26 protein-coding genes and 1 other annotated feature are annotated in these 25,741 nt (G+C 50.4%); of the genes, 9 read left to right on the top strand and 17 right to left on the bottom strand.

The window, feature by feature from the left end:
* Nucleotides 1–141 precede the first annotated feature (141 nt).
* The 4 genes from btuD to ED901_RS13505 form a co-directional block, all read right to left on the bottom strand.
* A complete protein-coding gene (gene btuD / locus ED901_RS13520) occupies nt 142–927 on the bottom strand; it encodes a vitamin B12 ABC transporter ATP-binding protein BtuD (protein WP_122096215.1) in 786 nt (261 codons plus the stop codon).
* 30 nt (nt 928–957) lie between these two features.
* Nucleotides 958–1,509 carry a glutathione peroxidase gene (locus ED901_RS13515; protein WP_122096214.1) on the bottom strand — a complete coding sequence of 184 codons (552 nt, stop codon included), beginning with the start codon at nt 1,507–1,509 and terminating at the stop codon, nt 958–960.
* 59 nt (nt 1,510–1,568) lie between these two features.
* On the bottom strand, nt 1,569–2,576 hold the full coding sequence (btuC, locus tag ED901_RS13510) for a vitamin B12 ABC transporter permease BtuC (protein ID WP_122096213.1): 1,008 nt from the start codon (nt 2,574–2,576) through the stop codon (nt 1,569–1,571).
* A gap of 147 nt (nt 2,577–2,723) precedes the next feature.
* Nucleotides 2,724–3,158: a DUF2502 domain-containing protein gene (locus ED901_RS13505; RefSeq protein ID WP_122096212.1), complete on the bottom strand. Its 435-nt coding sequence runs from the start codon at nt 3,156–3,158 to the stop codon at nt 2,724–2,726.
* Nucleotides 3,159–3,334: 176 nt separating this feature from the next.
* Here ED901_RS13505 and ED901_RS25145 point away from each other — a divergent pair, with 176 nt between their 5' ends.
* Entirely contained in the window at nt 3,335–3,583 is a 249-nt protein-coding gene (locus ED901_RS25145) for a hypothetical protein (protein WP_162997870.1), read from the top strand.
* Between the two features lie 356 nt (nt 3,584–3,939).
* Here the strand turns inward: ED901_RS25145 and ihfA are convergent, their stop codons facing one another.
* The 8 genes from ihfA to thrS form a co-directional block, all read right to left on the bottom strand.
* The gene (gene ihfA / locus ED901_RS13500; protein ID WP_004089944.1) at nt 3,940–4,236 is read right to left on the bottom strand and encodes an integration host factor subunit alpha; all 297 of its coding nucleotides are present in this window, start codon (nt 4,234–4,236) and stop codon (nt 3,940–3,942) included.
* Nucleotides 4,237–4,240: 4 nt separating this feature from the next.
* Nucleotides 4,241–6,628 carry a phenylalanine--tRNA ligase subunit beta gene (pheT, locus tag ED901_RS13495; protein ID WP_122096211.1) on the bottom strand — a complete coding sequence of 796 codons (2,388 nt, stop codon included), beginning with the start codon at nt 6,626–6,628 and terminating at the stop codon, nt 4,241–4,243.
* Between the two features lie 14 nt (nt 6,629–6,642).
* Nucleotides 6,643–7,626 carry a phenylalanine--tRNA ligase subunit alpha gene (pheS, locus tag ED901_RS13490; RefSeq protein WP_056773454.1) on the bottom strand — a complete coding sequence of 328 codons (984 nt, stop codon included), beginning with the start codon at nt 7,624–7,626 and terminating at the stop codon, nt 6,643–6,645.
* 99 nt (nt 7,627–7,725) lie between these two features.
* Nucleotides 7,726–7,850 (bottom strand) — a sequence feature (Phe leader region).
* Nucleotides 7,801–7,845 (bottom strand): pheST operon leader peptide PheM, encoded by a 45-nt coding sequence (gene pheM, locus ED901_RS25240; RefSeq protein ID WP_106120997.1) that lies wholly within the window; start codon nt 7,843–7,845, stop codon nt 7,801–7,803. Its footprint overlaps the feature before it by 45 nt.
* 125 nt (nt 7,851–7,975) lie before the next feature.
* Nucleotides 7,976–8,332 (bottom strand): 50S ribosomal protein L20, encoded by a 357-nt coding sequence (gene rplT, locus ED901_RS13475; RefSeq protein WP_056773451.1) that lies wholly within the window; start codon nt 8,330–8,332, stop codon nt 7,976–7,978.
* Between the two features lie 41 nt (nt 8,333–8,373).
* Nucleotides 8,374–8,571, bottom strand: coding sequence for a 50S ribosomal protein L35 (gene rpmI, locus ED901_RS13470; protein ID WP_056773448.1), 198 nt, complete (start codon nt 8,569–8,571; stop codon nt 8,374–8,376).
* Between the two features lie 95 nt (nt 8,572–8,666).
* Entirely contained in the window at nt 8,667–9,218 is a 552-nt protein-coding gene (gene infC / locus ED901_RS13465) for a translation initiation factor IF-3 (protein WP_013576136.1), read from the bottom strand.
* A 3-nt stretch (nt 9,219–9,221) separates the two neighbouring features.
* Nucleotides 9,222–11,150, bottom strand: a complete 1,929-nt coding sequence (gene thrS, locus ED901_RS13460) for a threonine--tRNA ligase (protein ID WP_122096209.1) — start codon at nt 11,148–11,150, stop codon at nt 9,222–9,224.
* Nucleotides 11,151–11,440: 290 nt separating this feature from the next.
* Here thrS and ED901_RS13455 point away from each other — a divergent pair, with 290 nt between their 5' ends.
* Nucleotides 11,441–12,121: a MarC family NAAT transporter gene (locus tag ED901_RS13455; protein ID WP_122096208.1), complete on the top strand. Its 681-nt coding sequence runs from the start codon at nt 11,441–11,443 to the stop codon at nt 12,119–12,121.
* A gap of 23 nt (nt 12,122–12,144) precedes the next feature.
* Here the strand turns inward: ED901_RS13455 and ED901_RS13450 are convergent, their stop codons facing one another.
* Nucleotides 12,145–12,780: a transglycosylase SLT domain-containing protein gene (locus ED901_RS13450; RefSeq protein ID WP_082465712.1), complete on the bottom strand. Its 636-nt coding sequence runs from the start codon at nt 12,778–12,780 to the stop codon at nt 12,145–12,147.
* Nucleotides 12,781–13,103: 323 nt separating this feature from the next.
* Between ED901_RS13450 and ED901_RS13445 the strand changes: the two genes are divergently transcribed.
* The gene (locus ED901_RS13445; protein ID WP_056773440.1) at nt 13,104–13,973 is read left to right on the top strand and encodes a fructosamine kinase family protein; all 870 of its coding nucleotides are present in this window, start codon (nt 13,104–13,106) and stop codon (nt 13,971–13,973) included.
* A gap of 108 nt (nt 13,974–14,081) precedes the next feature.
* On the opposite strand, the gene ED901_RS13440 is transcribed toward ED901_RS13445, so the two are convergent.
* Nucleotides 14,082–14,630 (bottom strand): YniB family protein, encoded by a 549-nt coding sequence (locus ED901_RS13440; RefSeq protein WP_056773435.1) that lies wholly within the window; start codon nt 14,628–14,630, stop codon nt 14,082–14,084.
* A gap of 193 nt (nt 14,631–14,823) precedes the next feature.
* On the opposite strand from ED901_RS13440, the gene hxpB reads away from it, so the two are divergent.
* From hxpB to ED901_RS13415, 5 genes are all read left to right on the top strand, one after another.
* A complete protein-coding gene (gene hxpB / locus ED901_RS13435) occupies nt 14,824–15,489 on the top strand; it encodes a hexitol phosphatase HxpB (protein WP_122096207.1) in 666 nt (221 codons plus the stop codon).
* 296 nt (nt 15,490–15,785) lie between these two features.
* Nucleotides 15,786–16,622: a 5-dehydro-4-deoxy-D-glucuronate isomerase gene (gene kduI / locus ED901_RS13430; protein WP_056773426.1), complete on the top strand. Its 837-nt coding sequence runs from the start codon at nt 15,786–15,788 to the stop codon at nt 16,620–16,622.
* 76 nt (nt 16,623–16,698) lie between these two features.
* Entirely contained in the window at nt 16,699–17,460 is a 762-nt protein-coding gene (gene kduD / locus ED901_RS13425; protein ID WP_122096206.1) for a 2-dehydro-3-deoxy-D-gluconate 5-dehydrogenase KduD, read from the top strand.
* 151 nt (nt 17,461–17,611) lie between these two features.
* A complete protein-coding gene (locus tag ED901_RS13420; RefSeq protein ID WP_122096205.1) occupies nt 17,612–18,169 on the top strand; it encodes a metal-dependent hydrolase in 558 nt (185 codons plus the stop codon).
* A gap of 185 nt (nt 18,170–18,354) precedes the next feature.
* Complete coding sequence (locus tag ED901_RS13415; RefSeq protein ID WP_122096204.1) at nt 18,355–19,746, top strand: L-cystine transporter; 1,392 nt, start codon at nt 18,355–18,357, stop codon at nt 19,744–19,746.
* A 251-nt stretch (nt 19,747–19,997) separates the two neighbouring features.
* On the opposite strand, the gene kdgR is transcribed toward ED901_RS13415, so the two are convergent.
* Entirely contained in the window at nt 19,998–20,789 is a 792-nt protein-coding gene (gene kdgR, locus ED901_RS13410) for a DNA-binding transcriptional regulator KdgR (protein WP_056773416.1), read from the bottom strand.
* Nucleotides 20,790–21,027: 238 nt separating this feature from the next.
* Here kdgR and ED901_RS13405 point away from each other — a divergent pair, with 238 nt between their 5' ends.
* Complete coding sequence (locus tag ED901_RS13405; protein WP_122096203.1) at nt 21,028–22,431, top strand: MFS transporter; 1,404 nt, start codon at nt 21,028–21,030, stop codon at nt 22,429–22,431.
* 63 nt (nt 22,432–22,494) lie between these two features.
* On the opposite strand, the gene htpX is transcribed toward ED901_RS13405, so the two are convergent.
* Nucleotides 22,495–23,373, bottom strand: a complete 879-nt coding sequence (gene htpX / locus ED901_RS13400; RefSeq protein WP_056773410.1) for a protease HtpX — start codon at nt 23,371–23,373, stop codon at nt 22,495–22,497.
* Nucleotides 23,374–23,655: 282 nt separating this feature from the next.
* The gene (gene prc, locus ED901_RS13395; RefSeq protein WP_056773407.1) at nt 23,656–25,734 is read right to left on the bottom strand and encodes a carboxy terminal-processing peptidase; all 2,079 of its coding nucleotides are present in this window, start codon (nt 25,732–25,734) and stop codon (nt 23,656–23,658) included.
* Between the last annotated feature and the right edge of the window lie 7 nt (nt 25,735–25,741).

The following is a 25,741-nucleotide window of genomic DNA, read 5'->3' as shown; positions in this document are numbered from 1 at the left end:
AATCAATAAAAACAATAACTTAAAATATATTAAGGATTTATTAAAAAAATGAACTTTATTAATAAAACCTCAGGCAGTGTTTTTTATGAACAATGAGAGTGTTTCGTGTTTAAAATAGGGTTCGTTAATATAATTAAACCGCTATTCATTTAACGAAAACGGCGTCGCCGTGGTCATTATCCACTGACGTCCGGCAAGAGAATGTATCTGAAATTGGACGTTGTATACCTGAGAAAGCCTTTCAATCTGCATGACGTCAGCACATTCACCGGCAGCCACAACGTTTCCCGCCGACATCAGCCACACCTGACGGGCATAATGTAAGGTGTGATTGAGATCGTGATCGCTCATCACAACAGCGCGGCCTGAGGCGCAGAACTCCGTCAGCAATTGATCCAGCGCCTGTTGCTGTGCCACATCAAGGCTGTTCATCGGTTCATCCAGCAATAACATCAGCGAATCTGGATTCACTGACGGCCAGACCTGCAACAACACGGCCGCCAGCCGTACCCGCTGCCATTCGCCGCCAGAAAGATGCGTGACCGGCTGCGCCAGTTTATCGCTCAGCTGTAAAGCGTCACAAAGACGCGCAATCGTCTTTTCAACGGCGGCAGGTTCAGCAAGGCGGGGCTGGTGCAAAGATAAGTATTGAAACACCGGCATCATGGACGCCGGGGTCAGCTGCTGGCAAAGCCAGGCACGCAAACGCGCGAGCTGCAAGCCACCGAGATCGGCAACCCGCTGGCCGTTAAACCGCACATCGCCCGTCAGGGTGCCCTTTCCTTCAAATACCCCCGCCAGCCTTGCCAGTAAGGTACTTTTACCCGCGCCGTTCGGCCCGATAAGGTGAACGCGGCTGCCCGGCGCAATCTTCGCGCTGAATGCACGAAGGCGCCCTTCCACACTGATTTCACGACACTCCAGCATCCGCGCTCCCTGCCCTTCGACGTTAATGAATTACTTCGCCAGTGCGGCCTTGATCGCTTCCATCAGAATCGGATCTTCCGGTGCCATATCAGGTGCGAAACGCTGGACGACAGTGCCGTCGCGGCCAATCAGGAATTTTTCGAAGTTCCACAGGATATTTTCAGGTTTCACCGGCTGACGCCCTTTACTCGCCAGACGCTCGTAGAAACCGCTGGCTTCAGGTTTGACCGCCTCAGGACGGGCAGCAATCAACGCGCTGTATAGCGGGTGACGGTTTTCACCGTTGACGTCAATTTTGCTGAACATGGGGAATTTAACGCCAAACTGCGTGGTGCAGAACGTTTTGATTTCATCTTCTGTACCCGGCTCCTGCGCGCCAAATTCGTTGCAAGGGAACCCGAGGACTTCAAAACCCCGGTCATGCCAGGCCTGATAAATATTTTCCAGACCTTCGTATTGCTTGGTCAGGCCGCATTGTGACGCCACATTGACCACCAGCAACACCGAACCTTTGTAATCGCCAAGCGTTTTGGTTTCGCCATCAATGGTTTTCAGGGAGATATCAAAAATGTCATTACTCATCGCTTTTTATCCTGATAGGTAGAAGGTAGGGAGAGAATAGTTGATCTCTTGAAAGATGATCAGCGTATTTGTCCGGCTCTGACCAGTAGCCAGATGAAAACGGGTGCGCCCAACGTCGCCGTGACGACACCGATCGGCAACTCCGCCGCGTACAACCCGATGCGTGACAGCACATCCGCCAGCAGCAATACCGCCGCACCGCACAGCGCGCAGGCCGGAAGCAGACGACGCTGGTCGGTCATACCGCACAAACGGAGAATATGGGGGATCACCAGACCGATAAACCCTATCACACCTGCCAGCGCAACGCTCAAGCCGACCATCCAGCCGACGGCCAGCACCAGAATATAGCGCCAGGATGTCAGGGAAACGCCCAGTTGCTGCGCCTGTTGCATACCCAGTGAAAGCAGGTTCAGCGTCTTACCCTGACCTGTCAGCCAGAGCAGAACCGGTAACAGCATGACGCCGAGCCAGACTTGTCGCCAGTCCACCCCACCGAAACCGCCCATCATCCAGTACATCAGCTGGCGTAAATCCAGATTGCTGCTGAAGTAAATAGCCCAGGTCATCAGGGCGCTGCACACAATACCGATGGCAACACCCACCAGCAGCAGACGGGCATTATTCAGCCGATGCCTGCGCGCGGCGTATAACAGAAAGAAAGTGACGACTAACGCACCCGCCACGGCAGCCAGACTCATGACCCAAACCGGCAACATCCCGTGACTGAGCATCACACAAAACACCAGCGCGACACCCGCGCCGTTCGCCACGCCAAGCAGGCCGGGTTCTGCGAGCGGATTTTCAAACAGTGATTGCATGACGGCACCGGCGACAGCCAGACTCGCGCCGACCAGAATCACCGCTATCGCACGCGGTAAGCGTAACTGCCAGACAAATAAACGCGCTTCATTACTGAGCCATTGATCCGGCCACAGCCAGTTTTCGCCCGCGCTGAGACTCAGCCCCAGTACCAGAATTAAGAGCACGCTCAGACCGTAAAGCCCGCGCCGATCACGCTTTTTTTGCTGATGTTCCAGGGTCGAAAAGGTCTGCCGGTTAGACATGAATTGCAGTTTCCGGGGGCTGAAAGGCATAGTAGGGATCTCGCTATCCTACCGATATTAAGCAGTTAGCTCCACTGCGCGGAAACAGAAAATGAAAAAGCCGGTGACTGAGCACCGGCTTTTTGTATTTTGCAAAGACGATCAGGGTTAACGGCCTGGCTGACCATTGGGCGGAATCGGCTGGCCGTTCCCCTGATGACCGCTATTGCCACCCTGATGATTATTGTTGCCACCGCCCTGATGTCCGTTGTTATCACGGTGATCACCGCCATCCGGGCGGCCCTGATTATGCGGCTGCTGTGGCGGCCGCGGCGCGCTATGACCTCGCTGAGGCGGTTTGGCATCCCAGCGGTTGCCGTGCCAGTACATCCCGCGCTCGTTACGCTCACCATAATGATGGCCCTGATGCGCGCGCCACCACTGCGGCGGACGCCAGTCGTAACCATCCCAGTAGTAACCGCGCTGATCCTGATCCCCGAGGTGAAGCGTTACGCCAGGTACGTTAACGTCAATGGAAACATTTGCCTGTGCGATCACAGGCAAGGCCAGCGCACAACAAAGCAATAAGAGAGATTTTTTCACGGTAGTCACGCCTTCTATATTTTATATGACGTGTTTTTTATATCAGGGGGGTACAGAACTGACTATGAGCCAAAGGCGGATTTTCGTTTAACTTGCTGGGGGCTTACGTAATAAATACAAACGTATCCTGATTGAAATAATTCAACAGGCATGAATGTGTTATCTGTTCAATTCTTATGGAAATATTAACGAACCTTAACGCAAGCCTGACAACAGCTTATTCAGTAATTATTTATACTCGCCCTGTTTATTCAAAAAGGATCTATTTTATGCGTCGTATTTTAGCCCTGTTAAGTATTGGCCTGGTTGTTGTCAGCCTGAGCGGTTGTCTGTTTCCTCCGTTTTGGGGCCCTGGTGGCGGCGGTCACGGTGGTGGTCATGGCGGCGGTGGTCCTGGTGGACCTCGCATGTTCTATAACCATTAATTATCTGTCGAATTCAATTTATTCCGGCGAAAGCGGATAAATAATCCACTCCATTTCCCGCTGCCGGTTTAATCATTTCATTTAAGGGGCTTCGGCCCCTTTTCTGTTTCTGATGTTGTGTTTTTATTTTGGTATTTTATTTATGTCACAAAATCGGCTCCAGCATAGCGCAAAGAAATAATAAGAGTCTTTAGCGCGTGAATTAAATCTATCAGACTAATCCTGAACCGCCCACCGCTTTAACACTATCTTTTCGCTTTCTGTGCGAATTACTTAAAACCCTGGAAAATTACCCACCAGCAGAATAATTTTGGTTAAAAAAAAGGCCGCTTTCGCGGCCTTTTAGAAGATGTTACTTATTCTTTCGGAGTGGCATTCTCAACGCGACTCTTCAATTTCTGTCCCGGACGGAAAGTCACCACACGACGCGCCGTGATCGGAATATCTTCGCCGGTTTTCGGGTTACGTCCCGGACGTTGGTTTTTGTCACGCAGATCGAAATTGCCAAAGCCAGACAGTTTAACTTGTTCGCCATTTTCCAAAGCTCGACGGACTTCTTCGAAAAATATTTCAACAAGGTCTTTGGCATCCCGTTTGCTAAGCCCAAGCTTCTCAAACAGGTGTTCTGACATTTCAGCTTTAGTAAGCGCCATAGGTTCAATCCCTCAAGGATGCTTGGAATCGCTGTTTTAGAGCCTCTACGCATTTTGCAACGGTAGCGGCGATCTCCTCTTCTTCCAGTGTACGGGCGGTATCCTGCAACACCAGACTGATAGCCAGGCTCTTGTAACCTTCAGCTACGCCCTTGCCACGGTACACATCAAACAAGTTTACGCCAACTACCTGATTTGCGCCAACTTTCTTGCACTCAGCCAAAATATCGTCTGCGGGCACGTTTTCAGCCACAACAACGGCGATGTCACGACGGTTCGCCGGGAAGCGGGAAATCTCTTTCGCATCAGGCAGTACGCGGTCTGCGACCTTATCCCACAGCATTTCGAAGACCACAGTACGGCCATTGAGATCGAGTTTACGTTCCAGTTCCGGATGGACTACACCAATGAAACCAATACGTTCGCCGCGTAAATAAATCGCTGCGCTCTGCCCCGGATGCAATGCAGGATTGGCTTCAACCCTGAACTGCACGTCGTTCATTTTGCCGGTAAGCTCAAGAATAGCCTCAAGATCACCTTTCAAATCGTAGTAGTCAACTGCCTGACGCGCCAGATCCCAATGCTCTTCATTTTTATTGCCGGAAATCACGCCAGACAGCATGACGTCCTGACGGATACCTAAATCAGCTTGAGTATCAGGCACAAAGCGCAGGCCACTTTCGAATAAACGCACGCGACTTTGCTGGCGATTCTGGTTGTTAACGACCGCAGTCAGCAAGCCAGACCAGAGGGAAAGGCGCATTGCTGACATTTCCACGGAGATCGGACTTGGCAGAATCAGCGCGTCTTCGCCCGGATGCAGCAAGGCCTGCACTTTAGGATCAACGAAGCTGTAAGTGATGGCTTCCTGGAAACCACGATCAACCAGCAGATTTTTCACACGTTTCAGCGAAAGATTGGCTTCACGGTGACGGGTCATTTCAAGATTCGCTTTTACCGGCACATCTGGAATGTTGTTGTAACCGTAAATCCGGGCAACTTCTTCCACCAGATCTTCTTCGATCTGCATGTCAAAGCGCCAGCTCGGTGCGACTGCCACCCAGTGATCGCCGTTATGGGCAACGTCACAACCCAGTCGGGTCAGAATATCCGTGACCTGTGCATCCTCAACATGGTGACCAATGAGGCGATCCAGTTTTTCGCGACGCAACGTAATGGTTGCCGCTTTCGGTAAATCTGACGCAGAAGTCACATCAATGACCGGACCGGCTTCACCGCCACAAATGCTTAACAGTAGCGCGGTGGCACGTTCAATGGCTTTAAACTGCAGTTCAGGGTCAACGCCACGCTCATAGCGGTGCGATGCATCGGTGTGCAAGCCCTGACGGCGTGCGCGGCCTGTGATCGCCAGCGGAGCAAAGAAGGCCGACTCCAGCAATACATCCTGCGTTTCGTCATTAACGCCAGAGTGCTCGCCACCGAAAATACCGGCCATCGCCAGCGCTTTTTGGTGATCGGCAATCACCAGCGTGTCTTCTTTCAGCTTGGCTTGCGTACCATCGAGCAGCGTAAGCGCTTCATCTTTTTGCGCCATACGTACCACGATACCGCCATTGATACGGCTGAGATCGAATGCATGCATTGGCTGTCCCAATTCCAGCAGCACGTAGTTGGTAATATCCACTACGGCATCAATAGAACGGGTGCCACAGCGACGCAGTTTTTCACGCATCCACAGTGGCGTTGGCGCTTTAACGTTGATGCCTTTCACCACGCGGCCCAGATAGCGAGGACAGGCTTGCGGTGCCTGAACATCGATAGACACTGATGCGTCGATCGTTGCAGCTACGGGTTTCATCTCGGGTTCGTTAAGTGGAAGCTGATTAACCACGGCCACGTCGCGCGCTACACCGATAATACCAAGGCAATCTGCACGGTTTGGCGTTACGCTGATTTCGATGGTGCTGTCATCCAGCTTCAGGAATTCGCGGATATCTGTTCCGACCGGCGCATCCAGCGGCAACTCGATGATTCCGTCGTGATCTTCGGAAATGCCCAGCTCGGAGAACGAGCACAGCATCCCTTCTGAAGGCTCACCGCGCAGTTTTGCGGCTTTAATTTTGAAATCACCCGGCAGTACGGCACCGACCGTTGCCACGGCAACTTTGAGGCCCTGACGGCAGTTTGGTGCGCCACAGACGATGTCCAGCAGGCGATCGCCGCCCACGTTCACTTTGGTGACTCGCAGTTTGTCTGCGTTAGGATGCTGACCGCACTCCACAACTTCGCCCACCACCACGCCATTAAATGCGCCAGCGACAGGTTCAACACCGTCAACTTCCAGACCGGCCATCGTGATTTGATCGGATAATGCTTCGCTGCTGATGGCTGGGTTTACCCACTCACGCAACCAGAGTTCACTGAATTTCATGTGATATTCCCGCCTTACTTAAACTGTTTGAGGAAACGCAGATCGTTTTCGAAGAATGCACGCAGGTCAGTCACGCCGTAACGCAACATGGTCAGACGCTCCATCCCCATACCGAAGGCAAAACCGGAATACACTTCCGGATCGATACCGACGTTACGCAATACGTTCGGGTGCACCATGCCGCAGCCCAGCACTTCCAGCCATTTACCGTTTTTGCCCATGACGTCAACTTCCGCTGAAGGCTCTGTAAACGGGAAATAGGAAGGACGGAAACGGATCTGCAAATCAGCTTCAAAGAAGTTGTTCAGGAAATCATGCAGAGTACCTTTCAGGTTGGAGAAGCTGATGTCTTTATCAACAATCAGGCCTTCCATCTGATGGAACATCGGGGTGTGAGTCTGATCGTAGTCGTTACGATAAACACGGCCCGGCGCGATAATACGAATCGGCGGTTGCTGATCCTTCATGGTACGGATCTGCACACCGGATGTTTGGGTACGCAACAAGCGCTTGGCATCAAACCAGAAAGTATCATGGTCTGCACGTGCCGGGTGATGGCCGGGAATATTCAGGGCATCAAAGTTGTGATAATCATCTTCGATTTCCGGGCCAGTCTCGACGGTAAAGCCTAATTCACCGAAAAAGGTTTCGATGCGGTCAATAGTACGGGTCACCGGATGCAAACCACCGTTTTCAATGCGACGGCCAGGCAAGGAAACATCAATCGTTTCTTCAGCGAGACGCGCATTCAGCACCGCAGACTCCAGCGTATTTTTGCGCGCATTCAGGGCTTCCTGAACCTGCGTTTTCGCTTCATTGATCACGGCACCCGCTGCCGGGCGTTCTTCCGCAGGCAATTCACGGAGGGTCGTCATCTGGAGTGTCAGGTGGCCTTTCTTACCCAGATACTCAACACGCACGTTATCGAGCGTGGCGATATCCTGAGCACTCTCTACGGCTGCCTTGGCATTGGCAACCAGCTCTGCGAGATGTGGCATTGCTTTCCTCTTCTTCTGGCCAATATGGCCCGATGTAAAATAACCGTGATTAATCAGGGGCGCGATTTTGACCCTGAACCTTAGTGTATAAAGCACAGATACAAAAAAGCCTCCACGAGGGAGGCTTAGGCGCTACTTTTCGTTTCTTCTCTTACGCGCGAAAGCCTTCCTGAGTCAGGCGCTAAAGTAAAAAAAGAAACGGAAAATAGCAGCATTCATGCTTGCGTTACCTTGTTGATGGACACTCTCGAACCGAAAATGAATCGACGTTGTCGCTATTAAACAACGAATCGGACTGATTTCAAACACAAAATATAAAAGAGGGAGCAAGCTCCCTCTTTCACCTGACTTACGCCAGTGCTGCTTTCGCTTTCTCAACCAGAGCGGCAAATACCACTTTGTCGAAGACTGCGATGTCAGCCAAAATCTTACGGTCAATTTCAATAGAAGCTTTTTTCAAGCCGTTAATGAATTTGCTGTAAGACATGTCGTTCTGACGAGCTGCTGCGTTGATACGCGCGATCCACAGCTGACGGAACTGACGTTTCTTTTGACGACGGTCACGGTAAGCGTATTGACCAGCTTTGATAACAGCCTGGAATGCAACACGATATACGCGCGAACGGGCACCGTAGTAACCTTTCGCCTGCTTTAAAATTTTCTTGTGACGTGCACGTGCAATCACACCACGTTTTACGCGAGCCATATGCTCTCCTGAGTTTTATATTCTAAATGAAAAAAGTGTATTTATGCGTACGGCAGACATGCAGAGACAAGGCCCAAATCGTTCTTGGATACCATGCCTTTTGGACGCAAGTGACGTTTACGCTTAGTAGCTTTTTTGGTCAGAATATGACGCAGGTTTGCGTGCTTACGCTTAAAACCACCGTTGGCGGTTTTTTTGAAGCGTTTAGCGGCGCCGCGTACTGTTTTGATCTTTGGCATTTTACATTCCACTTCGCATTGTTATTAACATGAATCAGAAAGGCGAATCCAGCATACGCGGTGCGAACACCGCGCAGCAGGATTACTTGGAAGCCTTACTGTTTCTTCTTAGGTGCGAGCACCATGATCATCTGACGACCTTCGATCTTCGTAGGGAAGGATTCGACAACGGCCAGTTCAGAATCTTCACACAGGTCTTTACGGACGCGGTTAAGCACTTCCATACCGATCTGTTGGTGCGCCATTTCACGCCCACGGAACCGCAGGGTGATTTTGGCTTTATCGCCATCTTCCAGAAAGCGAATCAGGTTGCGTAGTTTGACCTGATAGTCGCCATCATCGGTACCAGGTCGGAATTTAATTTCCTTAACCTGAATAACTTTTTGTTTCTTCTTCTGCTCTTTAGTCGACTTGCTCTTCTCGTAGAGGAATTTGCCGTAATCCATGATTCGACAAACTGGCGGCTCGGCATTCGGACTGATTTCTACTAAATCGACGCCCGCTTCCTCAGCTTTTTCAAGAGCTTCATTCAGACTGACAATACCAATCTGCTCGCCATCGACGCCTGTGAGGCGAACTTCTTGCGCGCGAATCTCTTTGTTAATGCGATTAGGACGCGCCGGTTGAACTCGTTTTCCGCCTTTAATACTTTATTCCTCCAGTTGATGAAGACTTCTGCTGCGGATCTCCGCCAGCAGTTTGTCAACGACTTCGCTAACGTCCATGCTTCCTAAGTCTTTGCCGCGGCGAGTTCGAACGGCAACTTTGCCCGCTTCGACCTCTTTATCGCCACAAACTAACATGTAAGGAACACGGCGTAGCGTGTGTTCGCGAATTTTAAAGCCAATCTTCTCATTTCTCAAGTCGGCTTTAACGCGAATGCCTGCTTCTTGCAGTTTTTTAGTTAATTCTTCGACATAGGTAGCTTGTGTATCAGTGATATTCATGATCACTACCTGAACCGGAGCCATCCATGTTGGGAAGAAGCCTGCGTATTCTTCAGTCAGAATACCAATAAAGCGCTCCATTGAACCCAGGATAGCACGGTGAATCATTACCGGGACCTGACGGTCGTTGCTTTCGCCAATATAAGAGGCGTTCAAGCGACCAGGTAATGAAAAGTCGAGCTGCACGGTACCACACTGCCACGCACGATCCAAACAATCGTGCAAGGTAAATTCAATTTTTGGACCGTAGAACGCACCTTCACCCGGCTGATATTCGAACGGAATCTCATTTTCTGTCAGTGCTGCCGCCAGATCGTCCTCTGCACGAGTCCACATTTCGTCAGTACCAATGCGCTTCTCAGGACGGGTGGATAATTTCACCACAATCTTCTGGAAACCAAATGTACTGTACATATCGTAAACCATGCGGATGCAGCTGTTCACTTCGTCGCGCACCTGCTCTTCAGTGCAGAAGATGTGTGCATCGTCCTGAGTGAAGCCGCGAACACGCATCAGGCCATGCAATGCGCCTGATGGCTCATTACGGTGGCAGCTGCCGAACTCGGCCATACGCAGCGGCAGATCACGGTAGGATTTCAGACCCTGATTAAAGATCTGAACGTGTCCCGGGCAGTTCATTGGTTTGATGCAATATTCACGGTTCTCAGAAGACGTGGTGAACATTGCCTCTTTGTAGTTTTCCCAGTGCCCTGTTTTTTCCCACAGCACACGGTCCATCATGAACGGACCTTTCACTTCCTGATAGTCGTAAGACTTCAGTTTCATGCGCACAAAGGCTTCCAGCTCGCGGAAGATGGTCCAGCCGTCATTGTGCCAGAACACCATACCTGGCGCTTCTTCCTGCATGTGATAAAGGTCAAGCTGTTTACCGATTTTACGGTGGTCGCGCTTACCTGCCTCTTCAAGGCGTTGCAGATAGGCGTTGAGTTGTTTTTTCTCAGCCCACGCGGTGCCGTAAATGCGTTGCAGCATTTTGTTGTCGCTGTTACCACGCCAATACGCACCAGAGGTTTTCTGCAATTTGAAGTGATGGCAGAAACGCATATTAGGCACGTGTGGACCACGGCACATATCAACATATTCTTCGTGGTGATACAGGCCCGGACGGTCATCATGACTGATGTTTTCATCCAGGATCGCCACTTTGTATTCTTCGCCACGGCTTGCAAAGGTATCGCGTGCTTCCTGCCAGCTGACTTTCTTTTTAATAACGTCGTAATTCTTTTCAGCCAGTTCGTGCATGCGCTTTTCAAGCAGTTCGATGTCTTCCTGAGTCAACGTACGATCTAAATCCACGTCGTAATAGAAGCCATTGTCGATAACCGGGCCGATTGCCATTTTGGTATCCGGCCACAATTGTTTAATGGCATGACCCAAAAGGTGCGCACAGGAGTGGCGCAAAATTTCAAGACCGGCTTCGTCTTTGGTAGTAATGATCGCCAGTTGAGCGTCTGTCTCGATAAGATCGGTGGCATCAACCAGCTCACCGTTTACGCGGCCTGCGATACAGGCTTTGGCCAGACCAGGTCCGATATCAAGCGCAACATCAAGGGGAGAAACGGGACGATCAAAAACGCGCTGGCTTCCGTCAGGAAGAGTAATAACAGGCATGTTAATTCCTTAATCTACAGTGGTGCCCCACACGACAGAGCACATCTAGAAAAATATTTGAGTGTAAATTCATTTAGTTATTCACGCTATTCAGCTTTACTTTGCCAAATATAGACACCTTCGATACATCAAGAGAGTGTACCGGGATGCGACGTAAAAACAGGCAGGGAGTTTACCATCCGTAAAGTGCGAATTTCCAGCGACCTGTGTTGCTAAACGCGGATATTTTTCGTGTAATCCCCCCTGACACGCTAAGGTAACCACAGCAGCATTTCAAAAAAGGGAAGGATATGACAGAAGTCAGGCAGTTATTTGAAGTTTTGGGATTGGGCCTGATGGTACTGCTTCCGCTGGCGAATCCACTGACAACCGTGGCATTAATGCTCGGGCTTTCAGGGAATATGACCACTCAGGAAAGAAACCAGCAATCGCTGATGGCCTCGGTGTATGTCTTTATCATCATGATGGTGGCGTATTACGCCGGACAGGTGGTGATGAATACGTTCGGGATTTCGATTCCCGGCCTGCGAATTGCGGGGGGGCTTATCGTCTCCTTCATCGGCTTCAGAATGCTTTTCCCGCAGCCACACGTTGAAGAAAGAATTCTTATCGAGAACAAAACGGCGGAAATGAAGAAACAGGATTCGCCAAATATCGCTTTTGTGCCACTTGCTATGCCAAGTACCGCCGGGCCGGGCACCATCGCCATGATCATCAGCAGTGCTGCGACCGTGAAATCATCTGACTATCCGCACTGGATTATTACCGTTGCACCGGTGATGATTTTCTTTTTAGTGGGCATGATATTGTGGATTTCACTGCGCAGTTCAGGCGCCATTATGCGACTGGTCGGTAAAAGCGGGATTGAGGCGATTTCGCGTCTGATGGGATTTTTGCTGGTGTGTATGGGCGTTCAGTTCGTCATCAACGGTATTATTGAGATTATCAAAACCTTCCCGCCAGCAGCCTGAACCGCGGGCGGGAAATTCAATGCTTACCGCATCGCGAGGTAAGCATTGTTCACTTTCCACAAGTAACGCGGCGCCTGCGGAGCCGGATGTTTGTTCTGAACATGCTGATAAAACTCCGTTGGCGACATCTGGTTGATCTGAGCAATCGCGAATGTTTTATCTTTCGCGAAGGTTCTCAGCAACGCGCCAGCACCGTTGACATAGGCTACGGTAGTGGCATAACGGCGCGTCTCAGGGTTATTTATACCTGCGAGCTGTTGCTGCAAAATGCTCAAATACGCTGTGCCCAAATCGATATTCACCGCAGGATCTTTTAGATCACGCGGTGAAGGCTGACCGTAGCGTCCTTTCATCCGGTAGGCATCGCGTCCTGCCGTTGAGGCCTTTAGCTGCATTAACCCAATCGCATTCGATTTACTGACAACGGTTGGGTTATATCCAGATTCGACCTGAATGATGGCTTTTACCAGTGTTTCATCTACGCCGTAAGTGCTTGCCGCCTGGCGAATCACCTCGCCGTAAGGGCCCTGATGCATTAATGATGTATCAGCCCGTGAAGGCGGTGATGGTTTCAAAAAATGCGTCGTCTGAACCGGCGTTTCTTTAGCGCAACCCGCCAGTAATAGCGCGGCCATCAAATAAAGAATGTTTGGTTTCACATTATCTCTCTCGCGACTTGGACGAGATGTAGCATATACATCTTCTTTCCTCACCTGAATATATTTTTAGTCTATTATTATTAATGTTTTGTTAAACAAAGGGGTTAGAAGCATGTCGATAAGATAATTCTGCTTATAAAACCTCTTTCACTTCACATATTCTGAAATTAGCATTTTCGTTGTTTATCACGTTCAGGAAGTCTGCATCTCATAGGGCGAAAATTAACACCGTCTTCTGGTTCAGCCGTGCGCCGGATCGGGTTTTTGAAGCGGAAAAAACGCTAACTTAATGAATTATCGGGCCAGTCAGAAGGGGTCATACCATGTGGCAAGCCGTCAATCGTTTGTTGAGTGAACATCTGGGCAGTGCAGAAATCCGCGAACGTGTTGAGCTTCCGGGAGGTGAAATACATCCCGCCTGGCGGCTGAGTTATGGTGACAGGGATGTGTTTGTTAAATGCAACGCGCGCGAAATGCTGCCTATTTTCGCCGCCGAAGCCGATCAACTCGCCCTGCTCGCCCGCAGTCAGACAGTCCGCGTTCCTGAAGTTTATGGCGTGGGCAGTGACCGGGATTACAGTTTTTTGTTACTTGAATATATTCCGCAAAAATCGCTCGATGCGCATAATGCCTATCTTTTAGGTCAACAACTTGCCGCACTGCACCAGTGGAGTGAACAACTGCAGTTCGGGCTGGATTTCGATAATGAACTGGCAACGCTTCCTCAGCCCAACAGCTGGCAGAGACGCTGGGCAACATTTTTCGCCGAACAACGCATCGGCTGGCAATTACAGCTGGCAGCTGAAAAAGGCATGATTTTCGGCAATATAGATGACATCACTGCAATGGTTCATGGACGGCTACAGAACCATCAGCCTCAGCCTTCCCTGCTGCATGGTGATTTATGGCCGCATAATTGTGGACTCTCTGAAAACGGTCCGGTGATTTTCGATCCTGCCTGTTACTGGGGCGATCGCGAGTGCGACCTGGCGATGCTACCTTTATATCCTAACGTTCCGCCTCAGCTTTACGACGGCTATCAGAGCAAGACGCCGCTCCCCGATGACTTCATTTCGAGGCAACCGATATACCAGTTATATTATCTGCTGAACCGCAGCAATTTATTCGGTGGCCAGCATCAGGTCGTCGCGCAACGCGCGGTGGAAAGGTTGTTACACGAAGATTTTAATTAGCAGAATACATGAGTAAATGCACAAACGAATAAGGCCTGAATAACTGAAATATTCAGGCCTTATTTATGCGTCAAAGCGGCTTAAATTAACCCGCCGGTTTCACCGGGGTCACCCCAGTAAACCTAATAATTTCAAAATGAAATAGCCGATAACCGCAATGATGGCGGGCAGAATATACAGCGGAAAATATTGCACAAGAATGGTATGTCGGGGGATCACTATGCGCTCTTCAATCTGGGGACGTGTACGCCCTTCTGCACCTTTTGCCTGCTCAAGTATCAGCTGATCCTGAATGCCTTCCCGAATATGTTTCACCTGACGTGACATTCTTGCGCCAGAAGCCTGAAGTGCCAGCCCGACGAAGATCAGCCAGTAGATAACGAAGAACATAATATTCGCGCTGGTGAATCCCTGCCCCAGTGACGGCACAGGCGAGTTGTACCAGAACACGTTGAGGAATGTGGTGTTAAAACGCGCCATGTCCACCATAACATGGACAAAATCCAGCATTACCGCGTTGATACCCTCTTGAGTCTTAGTGTGTTCATTAATAAAGTTAAGCAATGAAATCAATGTGGAAAGCAGCGCGGGAATGAAAATTATCCACCCGGCAACTCTTTTCAGGACCGCGACACGCCCGGCTTGTTGGTACGTCATGAATTCCCCTTGTTAGGACGTCTTTATCTTCCGCTAAGTTTACCCACAGAAAGTCTGAACCGCTCATCATTTTAACCAGTTAGCAAAATACTGACCTGAAAATGGCTGCTTTAGGATTTTTTGCAACAGATTTAACCCTTTCTCAGCCGGTGATACAGTAACAGTCTAATTCACTGATATGGAGTTCGCCCGCATGGCCTATGCCCGCCCCGTTAACGCCGCAATTTTCGATATGGATGGTCTGTTGATTGACTCTGAACCTTTATGGGTTCAGGCAGAGCTGGATGTTTTTAGCAGCCTCGGTGTGGATATCTCACAGCGCCATTTACTGCCAGATACCCTCGGTTTGCGCATCGATCAGGTGGTGCGGATGTGGTATCAGGTATTGCCGTGGCAAGGCCCAAGCCAGGAAGAAGCATCGGCGATGGTCATCGCCCGCACCCTTGAACGGGTGGAACAAACTCGCCCGCTGTTACCTGGCGTCACGCACGCGCTGGAGCTTTGCCGCGATCAGGGGCTGAAGATCGGTCTGGCATCAGCATCGCCACTGCATATGCTGGATACCGTACTGGAAATGTTTAACCTGCAATCGTATTTTCAGGTTCGCGTCTCTGCAGAACACTTACCCTACAGCAAGCCACATCCGGAAGTTTACTTACTCGCCGCCGCACAGTTACAGGTGGATCCGTTGCATTGCGTGACGCTGGAAGACTCGTTTAACGGCATGATCGCGACGAAAGCGGCACGTATGCGCTCAATAGTGGTGCCGGCTCATGAGTTCAGTGCAGATCCGCGCTGGGCACTTGCCGATACCCGGCTTTCCACTCTCGAAGAATTGCGTCCTTCGCACATCAGCTGAACCTGAGGCGCAGCGCATTATTGCGGCTGCGCCTCCTCTCCTGCTAAATCCCTCGCGCTATCTGCACTAAAACTGACATCACAACAGATTAATGTCAGAAATCTTGAGCTGCCTCAAAAATAAATAAAACGTTATTTCATTTTTATTGAATTCATATACCGATGACCTTATGATTTCTGCAACACGGACGAGCCGGGAGCTCTCCTGCTTCTGTACGCTGTCACTGCCACGCAACGGTCAGACTAGCCCGGCAAGTCCTCCTTTATATGCACAACACAACGCACAAGAGGCACGACATGCAAGTTCGTCAAAGCATTCACAGCGACCACGCTAAAACGCTCGATACTGCTGAGTTACGCCGCGAATTTCTCATCGAGAAAATTTTCGAAAGAAATACTTACACCATGACCTATAGCCATATCGACCGCATCATCGTCGGTGGCGTAATGCCCGCTGAAAAATCGGTTTCTGTCGGTGATGAAGTCGGTAAGCAACTCGGTGTCAGCTATTTCCTTGAGCGCCGTGAGTTGGGCGTGATCAACATTGGCGGGCCTGGCATTATCGTCGTTGATGGCACAACGTATGAGATTGGTCATGAAGAAGCGCTCTACGTGGGCAAAGGCGCAAAACAGGTTGAATTCAGCAGCATCGATACGACAAAACCCGCCAAGTTCTATTACAACAGCGCCCCTGCGCACACCACTTTCCCAAACAAAAAAATCACTCTGGCAGAAGCATCGCCGCAAACCATCGGTGATGCTGCCACCAGCAACCGCCGGACAATCAACAAATTCATTGTTCCGGACGTGCTGGAAACCTGTCAGCTGACCATGGGGCTGACCAAGCTGGAAGAAGGCAGCCTGTGGAATACCATGCCGTGCCATACGCATGAACGCCGCATGGAAGTGTATTTCTACTTCAACATGGAAGAAGAAACCGCCGTCTTCCATATGATGGGCAAACCACAGGAAACGCGCCATCTGCTGGTGCATAACGAACAAGCCGTAATTTCACCAAGCTGGTCGATCCATTCCGGCGTCGGTACTAAGAATTACACCTTTATCTGGGGCATGGTGGGAGAAAACCAGGTCTTCGACGATATGGATCACGTCAAAGTCAGCGAAATTCGCTAATCCAGCGACTCCGCCATGATATGGCGGAGTCATCCAATCTTCAGGCGAACGTGCCGAAGCAAAAGAGACTCTGATTATGATCCTCAATGCGTTTGAATTAACGGGTAAAGTCGCCATTGTGACCGGTTGCAACACGGGTCTGGGACAAGGCATGGCGCTGGGACTCGCGCAGGCCGGGTGCGACATCGTGGGCATTAATGTTTCTGAGCCAGGCGAAACGGCTGAAAAAATCATGGCTACCGGACGCCGATTTCTGGATCTTCGTGCCGATCTGAGCAGTATTCAGGGCATTCCTGAACTGATTGTTCAGGCGGTTAATGAGTTCGGCCATATTGATATTCTGGTTAACAATGCAGGCATTATTCGCCGTGAAGATGCCATTGAGTTCAGTGAAAAAAACTGGGATGACGTGATGAACGTCAACAGTAAGACGTTATTCTTTATGTCTCAGGCAGTGGCTAAACAGTTTATTAAGCAAGGCACCGGCGGGAAAATCATCAACATTGCCTCAATGTTGTCCTATCAGGGCGGGATCCGCGTGCCCTCGTATACAGCGTCTAAAAGTGCGGTGATGGGCATTACGCGACTGATGGCCAATGAATGGGCCAAACATGGGGTTAACGTGAATGCTATTGCACCGGGCTATATGGCGACTAATAATACTGAGCAGCTCCGTTCAGACGGTGAACGCAGCAAGGAGATCCTCGATCGTATTCCTGCAGGACGCTGGGGTTTACCGGAAGATGTAATGGGGCCGGTGGTGTTTCTGGCCTCTCAAGCGTCTGATTACGTCAATGGATATACCATTGCCGTGGACGGAGGCTGGCTGGCACGTTAACTGAGAATACGTGACAGTATTAAGGCGTATTTTTATACGCCTTTTTCATTTTAATCATACCGTTGACAATTAGTTACAGGGTTCTGCTTTCAAGATTGTGACAGTTTCACTTATACTGGATAAAATAACAGTTATCCAGTTCGGACGCGTCATGACGGCGGAAGGCCACCTCATTTTTTCTATCGCCTGTGCGGTATTTGCCAAGAAGGCGCAGCTCTCTCCCGAGCTGGCGCACGGCGACTGGTGGCATATTATTCCCGGTTCATTACTGACCTGCCTGTTGCCAGACATCGATCATCCCAAATCTCTGATTGGCCAGCGTCTGAAATGGATTTCTCATCCCATCGCACGCGCCTTCGGGCATCGCGGTTTTACACACAGTTTGCTGGCCGTCATTGGCGGCATCTTCCTGCTACGCACGCATTTCCCCCACGACTGGGTTATTCCGGCTGATGCTTTTCATGCCATGATCATTGGTTATCTCAGTCATATACTTGCAGATATGCTCACGCCAGCGGGGGTTCCCCTGCTTTGGCCATGCCGGTGGCGCTTTCGTCTGCCCATCATTAACAGTCAGAAAGGCAATCAGCTGGAACGAACGCTCTGTCTGATGCTGGTGGGGTTAACGCTGTTCTGGCCAGACTGGACGCCCATTATTGGTGCAATCAATCCTGACATTTTTAATCATCTTTTGAAGCTGTTCATCTGATCAGAATGAAATAGCGACGATGTGGTGAAAATAAATACAAAAACCATCAAAAAGTTATAATGCATTCTTTTTGGATATAAATGATCGGGCACCCAAACTGATATTCTGCACCCCAACGCTATGGGATGGTGCAATCCCTTTGGGAACACCCGTTTAAATATAAAACTATAAGTCTGGAGTTTGGTATGAATCTTCCGCTCGTTCTTAACGTAGTGGTTTTTGTCGCTTTGCTTTTATTGCTGGCGCAAACACGTCATAAACAATGGAGCCTGGCAAAAAAAGTCCTGGCCGGTTTGGGTCTGGGTGTTGTATTCGGTCTGGCACTGCAACTGATTTATGGTTCAGATGACCCGATTCTGAAAACGTCAATTACCTGGTTCAATATTGTCGGCAACGGCTACGTTCAGTTACTGCAAATGATCGTAATGCCGCTGGTCTTTGTGTCGATTCTCAGTGCCGTGGCGAAACTGCATAATGCATCTTCTTTAGGCAAAATCAGTTTCCTGACCATCGGTACCCTGTTGTTTACCACGCTTATCGCCTCCCTGGTGGGTATCTTCGTCACCGGTCTGTTCGGACTCACCGCCGAAGGTCTGGTACAAGGTACGCAAGAAACAGCGCGTCTGACGGCGATTCAATCCAATTATGTGGGTAAAGTGGCTGATCTGAGTGTACCTCAGCTGATCCTTTCCTTTATTCCTAAGAACCCGTTTGCCGATCTGACCGGTGCAAGCCCGACGTCGATCATCAGCGTAGTGATCTTTGCCGCCTTCGTGGGCGTTGCTGCCCTGCAACTGGTGAAAGACGATGCTGAAAAAGGCCCGCGTGTTCTGGTCTTCATCGATACCCTGCAGGCATGGGTGATGAAACTGGTACGTCTGGTGATGAAACTGACCCCGTACGGCGTACTGGCGTTAATGACCAAAGTCGTGGCCGGCTCCAACATTCAGGATATCGTTAAGCTCGGCAGCTTCGTTGTGGCCTCGTATTTGGGTCTGGCGATTATGTTTGTCGTCCATGCCATTCTGTTGTCTTTCACCGGCGTGAATCCGATGAAATTCTTCCGTAAAGTGTGGCCGGTGCTCACTTTCGCCTTTACCAGCCGTTCAAGTGCAGCAACTATTCCGCTAAGTGTTGAAGCGCAAACTCGCCGTCTGGGTATTCCTGAATCCATCGCCAGCTTCGCCGCATCCTTCGGTGCTACGATTGGTCAGAACGGTTGTGCAGGTTTATATCCAACCATGCTGGCAGTGATGGTGGCGCCAACGGTCGGCATCAACCCGTTTGATCCGGTGTGGATTGCAACATTAGTGGGTATCGTCACCCTGAGCTCTGCCGGTGTAGCCGGTGTGGGTGGTGGCGCAACATTTGCAGCCCTGATCGTGCTCCCGGCAATGGGCCTGCCGGTTACCCTGGTTGCATTGTTGATTTCAGTGGAACCGCTGATTGATATGGGACGTACTGCACTGAACGTGAGTGGTTCCATGACAGCCGGTACGATCACCAGCCAGATCATGAAACAAACTGATAAATCAGTTATGGATTCAGAAGAAACGGCTGAGCTGGCACACCGCTAAGTTCTGAATGCTGAACATGTTCAGCCGAAACCGCTGGCTTTGGCGACATGTTCAGTAATCAGAAACACACATCGCAGTTCATTAACATCGGGCCTGATGCGTCATTCAGTCACATAAAAAAGCCGTAATCTCTGTGAGACTACGGCCAGTGTGAAACAGTCGACACCATCAGGCGTTCAATCAGAGCTTAACATTTCATTTCACGTATCATCATTTCCGTTTGCGAAGACGTCGTTCTGCCCGGCACAAATTCAGAATGGATAATCGTGGAAACCAATTTGCTCTGAAATGTTACGCGCTGCAGTATGCAGCATTGCAACGTAGTCACTCTTACTTTCTTCAGAGAAACGAATTGTCGGGAAGGAAATGCTTAATCCGGCAATCACCACGCCGAAACGATCGAACACCGGCACGGCGATACAGCGAAGGCCCTGCTCCTGCTCTTCATTATCTTCCCCAAAGCCCTGTTCACGTACCTGATCCAGCGCTGTTTGTAAGTCAGCGGCATTCATAATGGTATTTTCAGTGCTGCGGGTGAACTCAATTTCCTGCAACAGTGCGCTCACTTCGGCTTTGTCACCCCAGGCCATCAGCACCTTACCAATCGCCGTTGTGTGCAACGGATTGCGTCGGCCAATACGGGAATGCATACGCAGGTTGTACATGGAATCGATTTTGTGGATGTAGACGATACCATCTTCATCCAGCGCGCCGAGGTGGATGGTTTCGCGCGTCAGGCGTGACAATTCACGCATCTGAATATCAGCGCTGCGGATCAGATCAACGTTTTGCAACGCCTTTGCGCCCAGCTCAAACAATTTGAGCGTCAGTGAGTATTTCTCTGACTCCCCTTCCTGCGCGACGTAACCCAGAGATTTCATCGTCTGTAAAAAGCGATACACCGTGCTTTTCGACATCATTACGCGTTGAGAAAGTTCAGTAATACCAATTTCGCGCTCTTCTCCGAGCGCCTGTAAAATACCAAAAACTTTCAGAACGGAAGAAACGGAATCGGGTTGCTTATCAAGATCTGCGATAGCCATAGAGTGAATTACCTGCTCGCGTTGGTTTTGTTTCAAAAAAAATAGAACGTGGTTTTTATTATAGTGGCAAGCGTCACACAGAAGCAATCAAGCCGTTGAACAGGAATGTGAGAACTGTTAACCCTGTTTCATAATATGCATAGACTAAATAATTCGTCACAGACTGTGACTGTTGTCACTTTCAGTTCATTAGCGTAGTAATATTACCCTCACTGATGACTATGCGCTGACAGATCCTATGACCCCAAATGCTATACCCAACGACGGACTTCCCCTTCCCCAGCGATACGGCGCGATTTTGGCTATCGCACTGGGTATCACCGTTTCTGTGCTGGATGGCGCGATCGCCAACGTAGCTCTGCCGACCATTGCCAATGACTTTCACGCCAGCCCGGCCGCGTCGATTTGGGTCGTCAACGCCTATCAGCTGGCGATTACCATCTCCCTGCTTTCACTCGCCTCTCTGGGCGATATTTTTGGCTATCGCCGCATTTATCAAACAGGTCTGCTGGTTTTTAGCATTACATCTTTGTTTTGCGCTCTGTCAGACTCCCTGATGACGCTGACCATTGCACGGGTTTTACAAGGTTTTGGCGCAGCGGCAATCATGAGCGTCAACACGGCGCTGATCAGGATCATCTATCCGCAACGCTTTCTGGGGCGTGGAGTGGGAATTAACGCGCTGATTGTGGCCGTCTCCTCTGCCGCCGGCCCGACGATTGCTGCCGGGATCCTGTCAGTGGCATCCTGGCAATGGCTGTTCGCCATTAACGTGCCGATCGGTGTCGCGGCGTTGCTGTTAGGCCTTAAATTCCTGCCCGCCAATTCGACACGCAGTCAGGGGCAGCGTTTTGATTTTACCAGCAGCGTGATGAATGCACTGACCTTCGGTTTGCTCATCATCGCGATCAGCGGCTTTGCTCAGGGTCAGAATCATGGCTTAATTTTGTCTGAGGTCATCGCCTTGCTGATAATTGGCTGGTTCTTTGTACGCCGTCAGCTCTCACAGCCTTTCCCGTTATTGCCGGTAGATTTACTGCGTATCCCGATCTTCAGCCTCTCCCTCGGCACATCGCTGTGTTCCTTCAGTGCGCAGATGCTGGCGTTCGTCTCTCTGCCCTTCTTCCTGCAAAATACGTTAGGACTGAACTCTGTCGACACCGGTTTACTGCTGACGCCGTGGCCGTTAGCAACCATGGTGATGGCACCTATCGCCGGTCGCCTGGTTGAGCGTTATCACCCCGGCATGCTCGGAGGTATCGGGCTTATCGTCTTTTCAATCGGATTGTTTTCACTGTCACTGCTACCGCCTGAGCCTTCACATCTGAATATTATCTGGCGAATGCTGTTGTGCGGCGCGGGGTTCGGGCTATTTCAGTCTCCCAATAATCACACCATCATCACTTCCGCGCCGCGAAACCGCAGCGGCGGAGCAAGCGGGTTGTTAGGCACCGCACGTCTTCTGGGGCAGACGACCGGTGCGGCTATGGTGGCGCTGATGTTTAACCTGTTTCCGGAACACGGCACACATGCATCACTGATACTGGCCGGTACTCTGGCAGGAACCGGCGCGCTGGTCAGTTTGCTCAGAATGACGCAGAAAACCAGCAGTCAGAAGGCTGCTGAAGATCTGAAATCCTGAGCAGATCTCAGAAAGCAAAATGCCCGGCGATTGCCGGGCATTTTTATGTGCAATATCTGAGGATTACTTCAGATATTCGCCGCTGCGAAGTGCTTCAATACGTTTATCCAGCGGCGGGTGAGACATAAACAGCTCACTGAAAGATTTGGATTTACCGTTGATGCAAAACGCCATCATGCTGCCCGCTTCCTGCGGCTCATGGCTGGTTTTCAAACGCTGCAATGCTGCGATCATTTTCTCACGACCCACCAGCTTCGCAGAACCGGCATCGGCATGGAATTCGCGATATCGCGAGAACCACATCGTAATGATGCTGGCCAAAATACCAAAGACCAGTTCGAGCACTGTCGCGACAGCAAAATAGATCATCGGATTGCCGTTACTCTCTTCGCCGTCACGGTTGCCAGACAGGAAGCCTGAGGCGACCTGAGCAATCAGACGGGAAATAAAGATCACGAAAGTATTCACGATCCCCTGGATCAAGGTCATGGTCACCATATCGCCATTCGCAATATGGCTGATCTCATGGGCGATAACCGCTTCGGCTTCATCCTGACTCATGCTTTGCAATAAGCCAGTGCTGACGGCAACCAGAGAAGCATCGCGTCGTGCGCCGGTAGCGAACGCATTGATATCCGGCGCGTGATAGATCGCCACCTGTGGCATACCGATGCCCGCCTGCTGTGACTGGCGGCGCACAGTCTCGACCAGCCAGCGCTCTGTTTCGTTACGTGGCTGCTCTATAACTTCACCGCCCACCGAGCGCAACGCCATCCATTTAGACATCAGCAAAGAGACGATGGAACCGCCGAAGCCAAACAACCCGGCCATGATCATCAGCCCCGGCACGCTGCTGGACTGGATGCCTGTCAGGCTGAGCACCAGCCCAAAGACCAGCATAACTGCCAGGTTTGTCATCAGGAACAACGCTATACGCATCATAAAATTTTCAATTCCTCTTCGTTACTTCATTATTATTCATTGGGTCCTGCCACCGGGACATGCCCGTCCGGCTGATAGTGATCCTATGGGCTTCTTCCACGGATTCAAGCGTTCCGCGGCGTTAAAGGCCCAAAATCACAATACTTTACATTTTGAAGTATTTTATTTCACAGATAAAGCCACGGTATATAACATCGAGATTGCGCTGTCTTTCATTTTCACGGCATAAAAAAAGCGCACCGAAGTGCGCTTCTTAAATTCACAGGCAGATCAGCGAAGCGATTATTTCGCCGCAGCCGGAGCCTGATCACTCAATGCTTTTTCCAGCTTACCGAGATCAACCGCAATATTGTCGGCTTCATCAAGATACGGATCCGGTGCCACATAGTCTTTTGGCAAATCATCCAAAGATTTCAGTGGTTTCTTACCTTCACGTTTGAAGCGTTCATTCAGGCGGTTAAGACGCAGTGCATCATCCTCTTTATCTTCTTTATCACGCTGTGCGTAATTCAGAGAGGCAATATCACGTTTATCTTTCAGCGCTTTGTAGCGTGCAATGTCTTGCTGGATGTACTGGAACTCAGGATCCTTAGCAATACGCGCATCGTGATTTTTCAATAATTCAGGCAGGAACGGTTTCATGTCACCCAATTTATTGTACGTCGCAGCGTTGATGCTATCCCACGGAAGCGCGTTATCTTCAAACTTCTCGCCAGTTTCAATCGATTCAATACCGGTTGGCATCAGAATATCCGGGGTAACCCCTTTACGCTGAGTGCTGCCGCCGTTGATGCGATAGAACTTCTGGATAGTGTATTGCACGGAACCCAGGGCCGGCCATTCCGGGCGCAGCATCTGATCGTAAATACGGTTCAGCGAACGGTATTGCTGAACGGTACCTTTACCAAAGGTCGGTTCACCCACAATCAGCGCACGGCCATAATCCTGCATTGCCGCAGCAAAGATTTCAGACGCAGAAGCACTGAAACGGTCAACCAGAACCACCAGCGGACCTTTGTAGTAAACGACGCCATCGGTATCGCTATCCTGACGGATGCGGCCATTGTTATCGCGAACCTGAACCACCGGGCCACTTGGGATAAACAGACCTGACAGAGAAACCGCTTCCGTCAGTGCGCCACCGCCGTTGGTACGCAGGTCGATAACCAGACTGTTAACGTTCTGCTTAGCCATTTTTTGTAGCTGAACTTTGACGTCGTCCGTCAAACCAACGTAGAAGCCAGGAATGTCCATGACAGCAACTTTTTCAGCGCCGACATTTTTGATGGTCATTTTGACTGCACGGTCTTCCAGACGAATTTTTTCGCGCGTCAGGGTAATCACATGATTTTTAGCATTTTTGCCCGCTGGCAGGATCTGCAAGCGAACTTTGCTGCCTTTTGGTCCTTTGATGAGCGCGACGACGTCATCAAGACGCCAGCCGATCACATCAACAATCGGTGAGGGTTTACCCGCCTGAACCTGACCTACGCCGACAATGCGGTCACCCACTGCAATGGCTTTGCTTTTGGCCGCCGGGCCGCCTGCTACCATTGAGTTGATCACCGTATAATCGTCGTCACCCTGCAGAACGGCACCAATACCTTCCAGAGACAGGCTCATTTCAGTATTGAATTGCTCGGTGCTGCGAGGAGAAAGGTAATTGGTATGCGGGTCGATTTCATGCGCAAACGCATTCATCACCAACTGGAATACGTCTTCGCTGTTGCTTTGGGTCAGACGCTTCATCGCGAAATGATAGCGTTTGGAGAGCACGTCGCGAATTTCCTGATCGTTTTTACCGGTCAGCTTGAGGTTCAGCTCGTCATATTTGACTTTCGCATCCCACAATTTGTCCAGTTCCGCGCGGTCTTTCGGCCACGGGGATTTACTGCGATCAAGTTGAATCGTGTCGTTGCCAGTGAAATCCATCGGGCGGGCAAGCACTTTTAACGCATAGTCGTAGCGTTCAAAGCGACGCTTTTGCGCCAGATTGAATAAAGCGTATGGCGTGGTTAACTGACCGGATTTCAGTTCCTCACCCAAGGTTGCACGCTTATCGGTAAATTGTGCGACATCGGAAGCCATCAATACGTTGTGGCCATAATCGAGCATGTTGAGGTAACGGTCGAAGATCTTCGCTGAGAAATCTGCATTAAGGTCGAACTGACGATAATGCGAACGGGTAAAGCGTGCCGTAACACGCTCGCTCACCGTGGCGTCCTGAGGATCCTGTGTCAGGTCAGGGAGTTGAGCAAGAGTGACCGGTGCACTCTCATTCGCGGCAAAGCTGGTATTAACCAGCCCTGCTCCTGCCATTAACAGACCTGCGATAACGCTTAATCTGACAAATTTGTTCATGCCTGAG

This window comes from Rahnella sp. Larv3_ips (genome assembly GCF_003697865.1).
Classification (GTDB): domain Bacteria; phylum Pseudomonadota; class Gammaproteobacteria; order Enterobacterales; family Enterobacteriaceae; genus Rahnella; species Rahnella rivi.
This window is presented reverse-complemented; position numbering and strand designations above follow the sequence as displayed.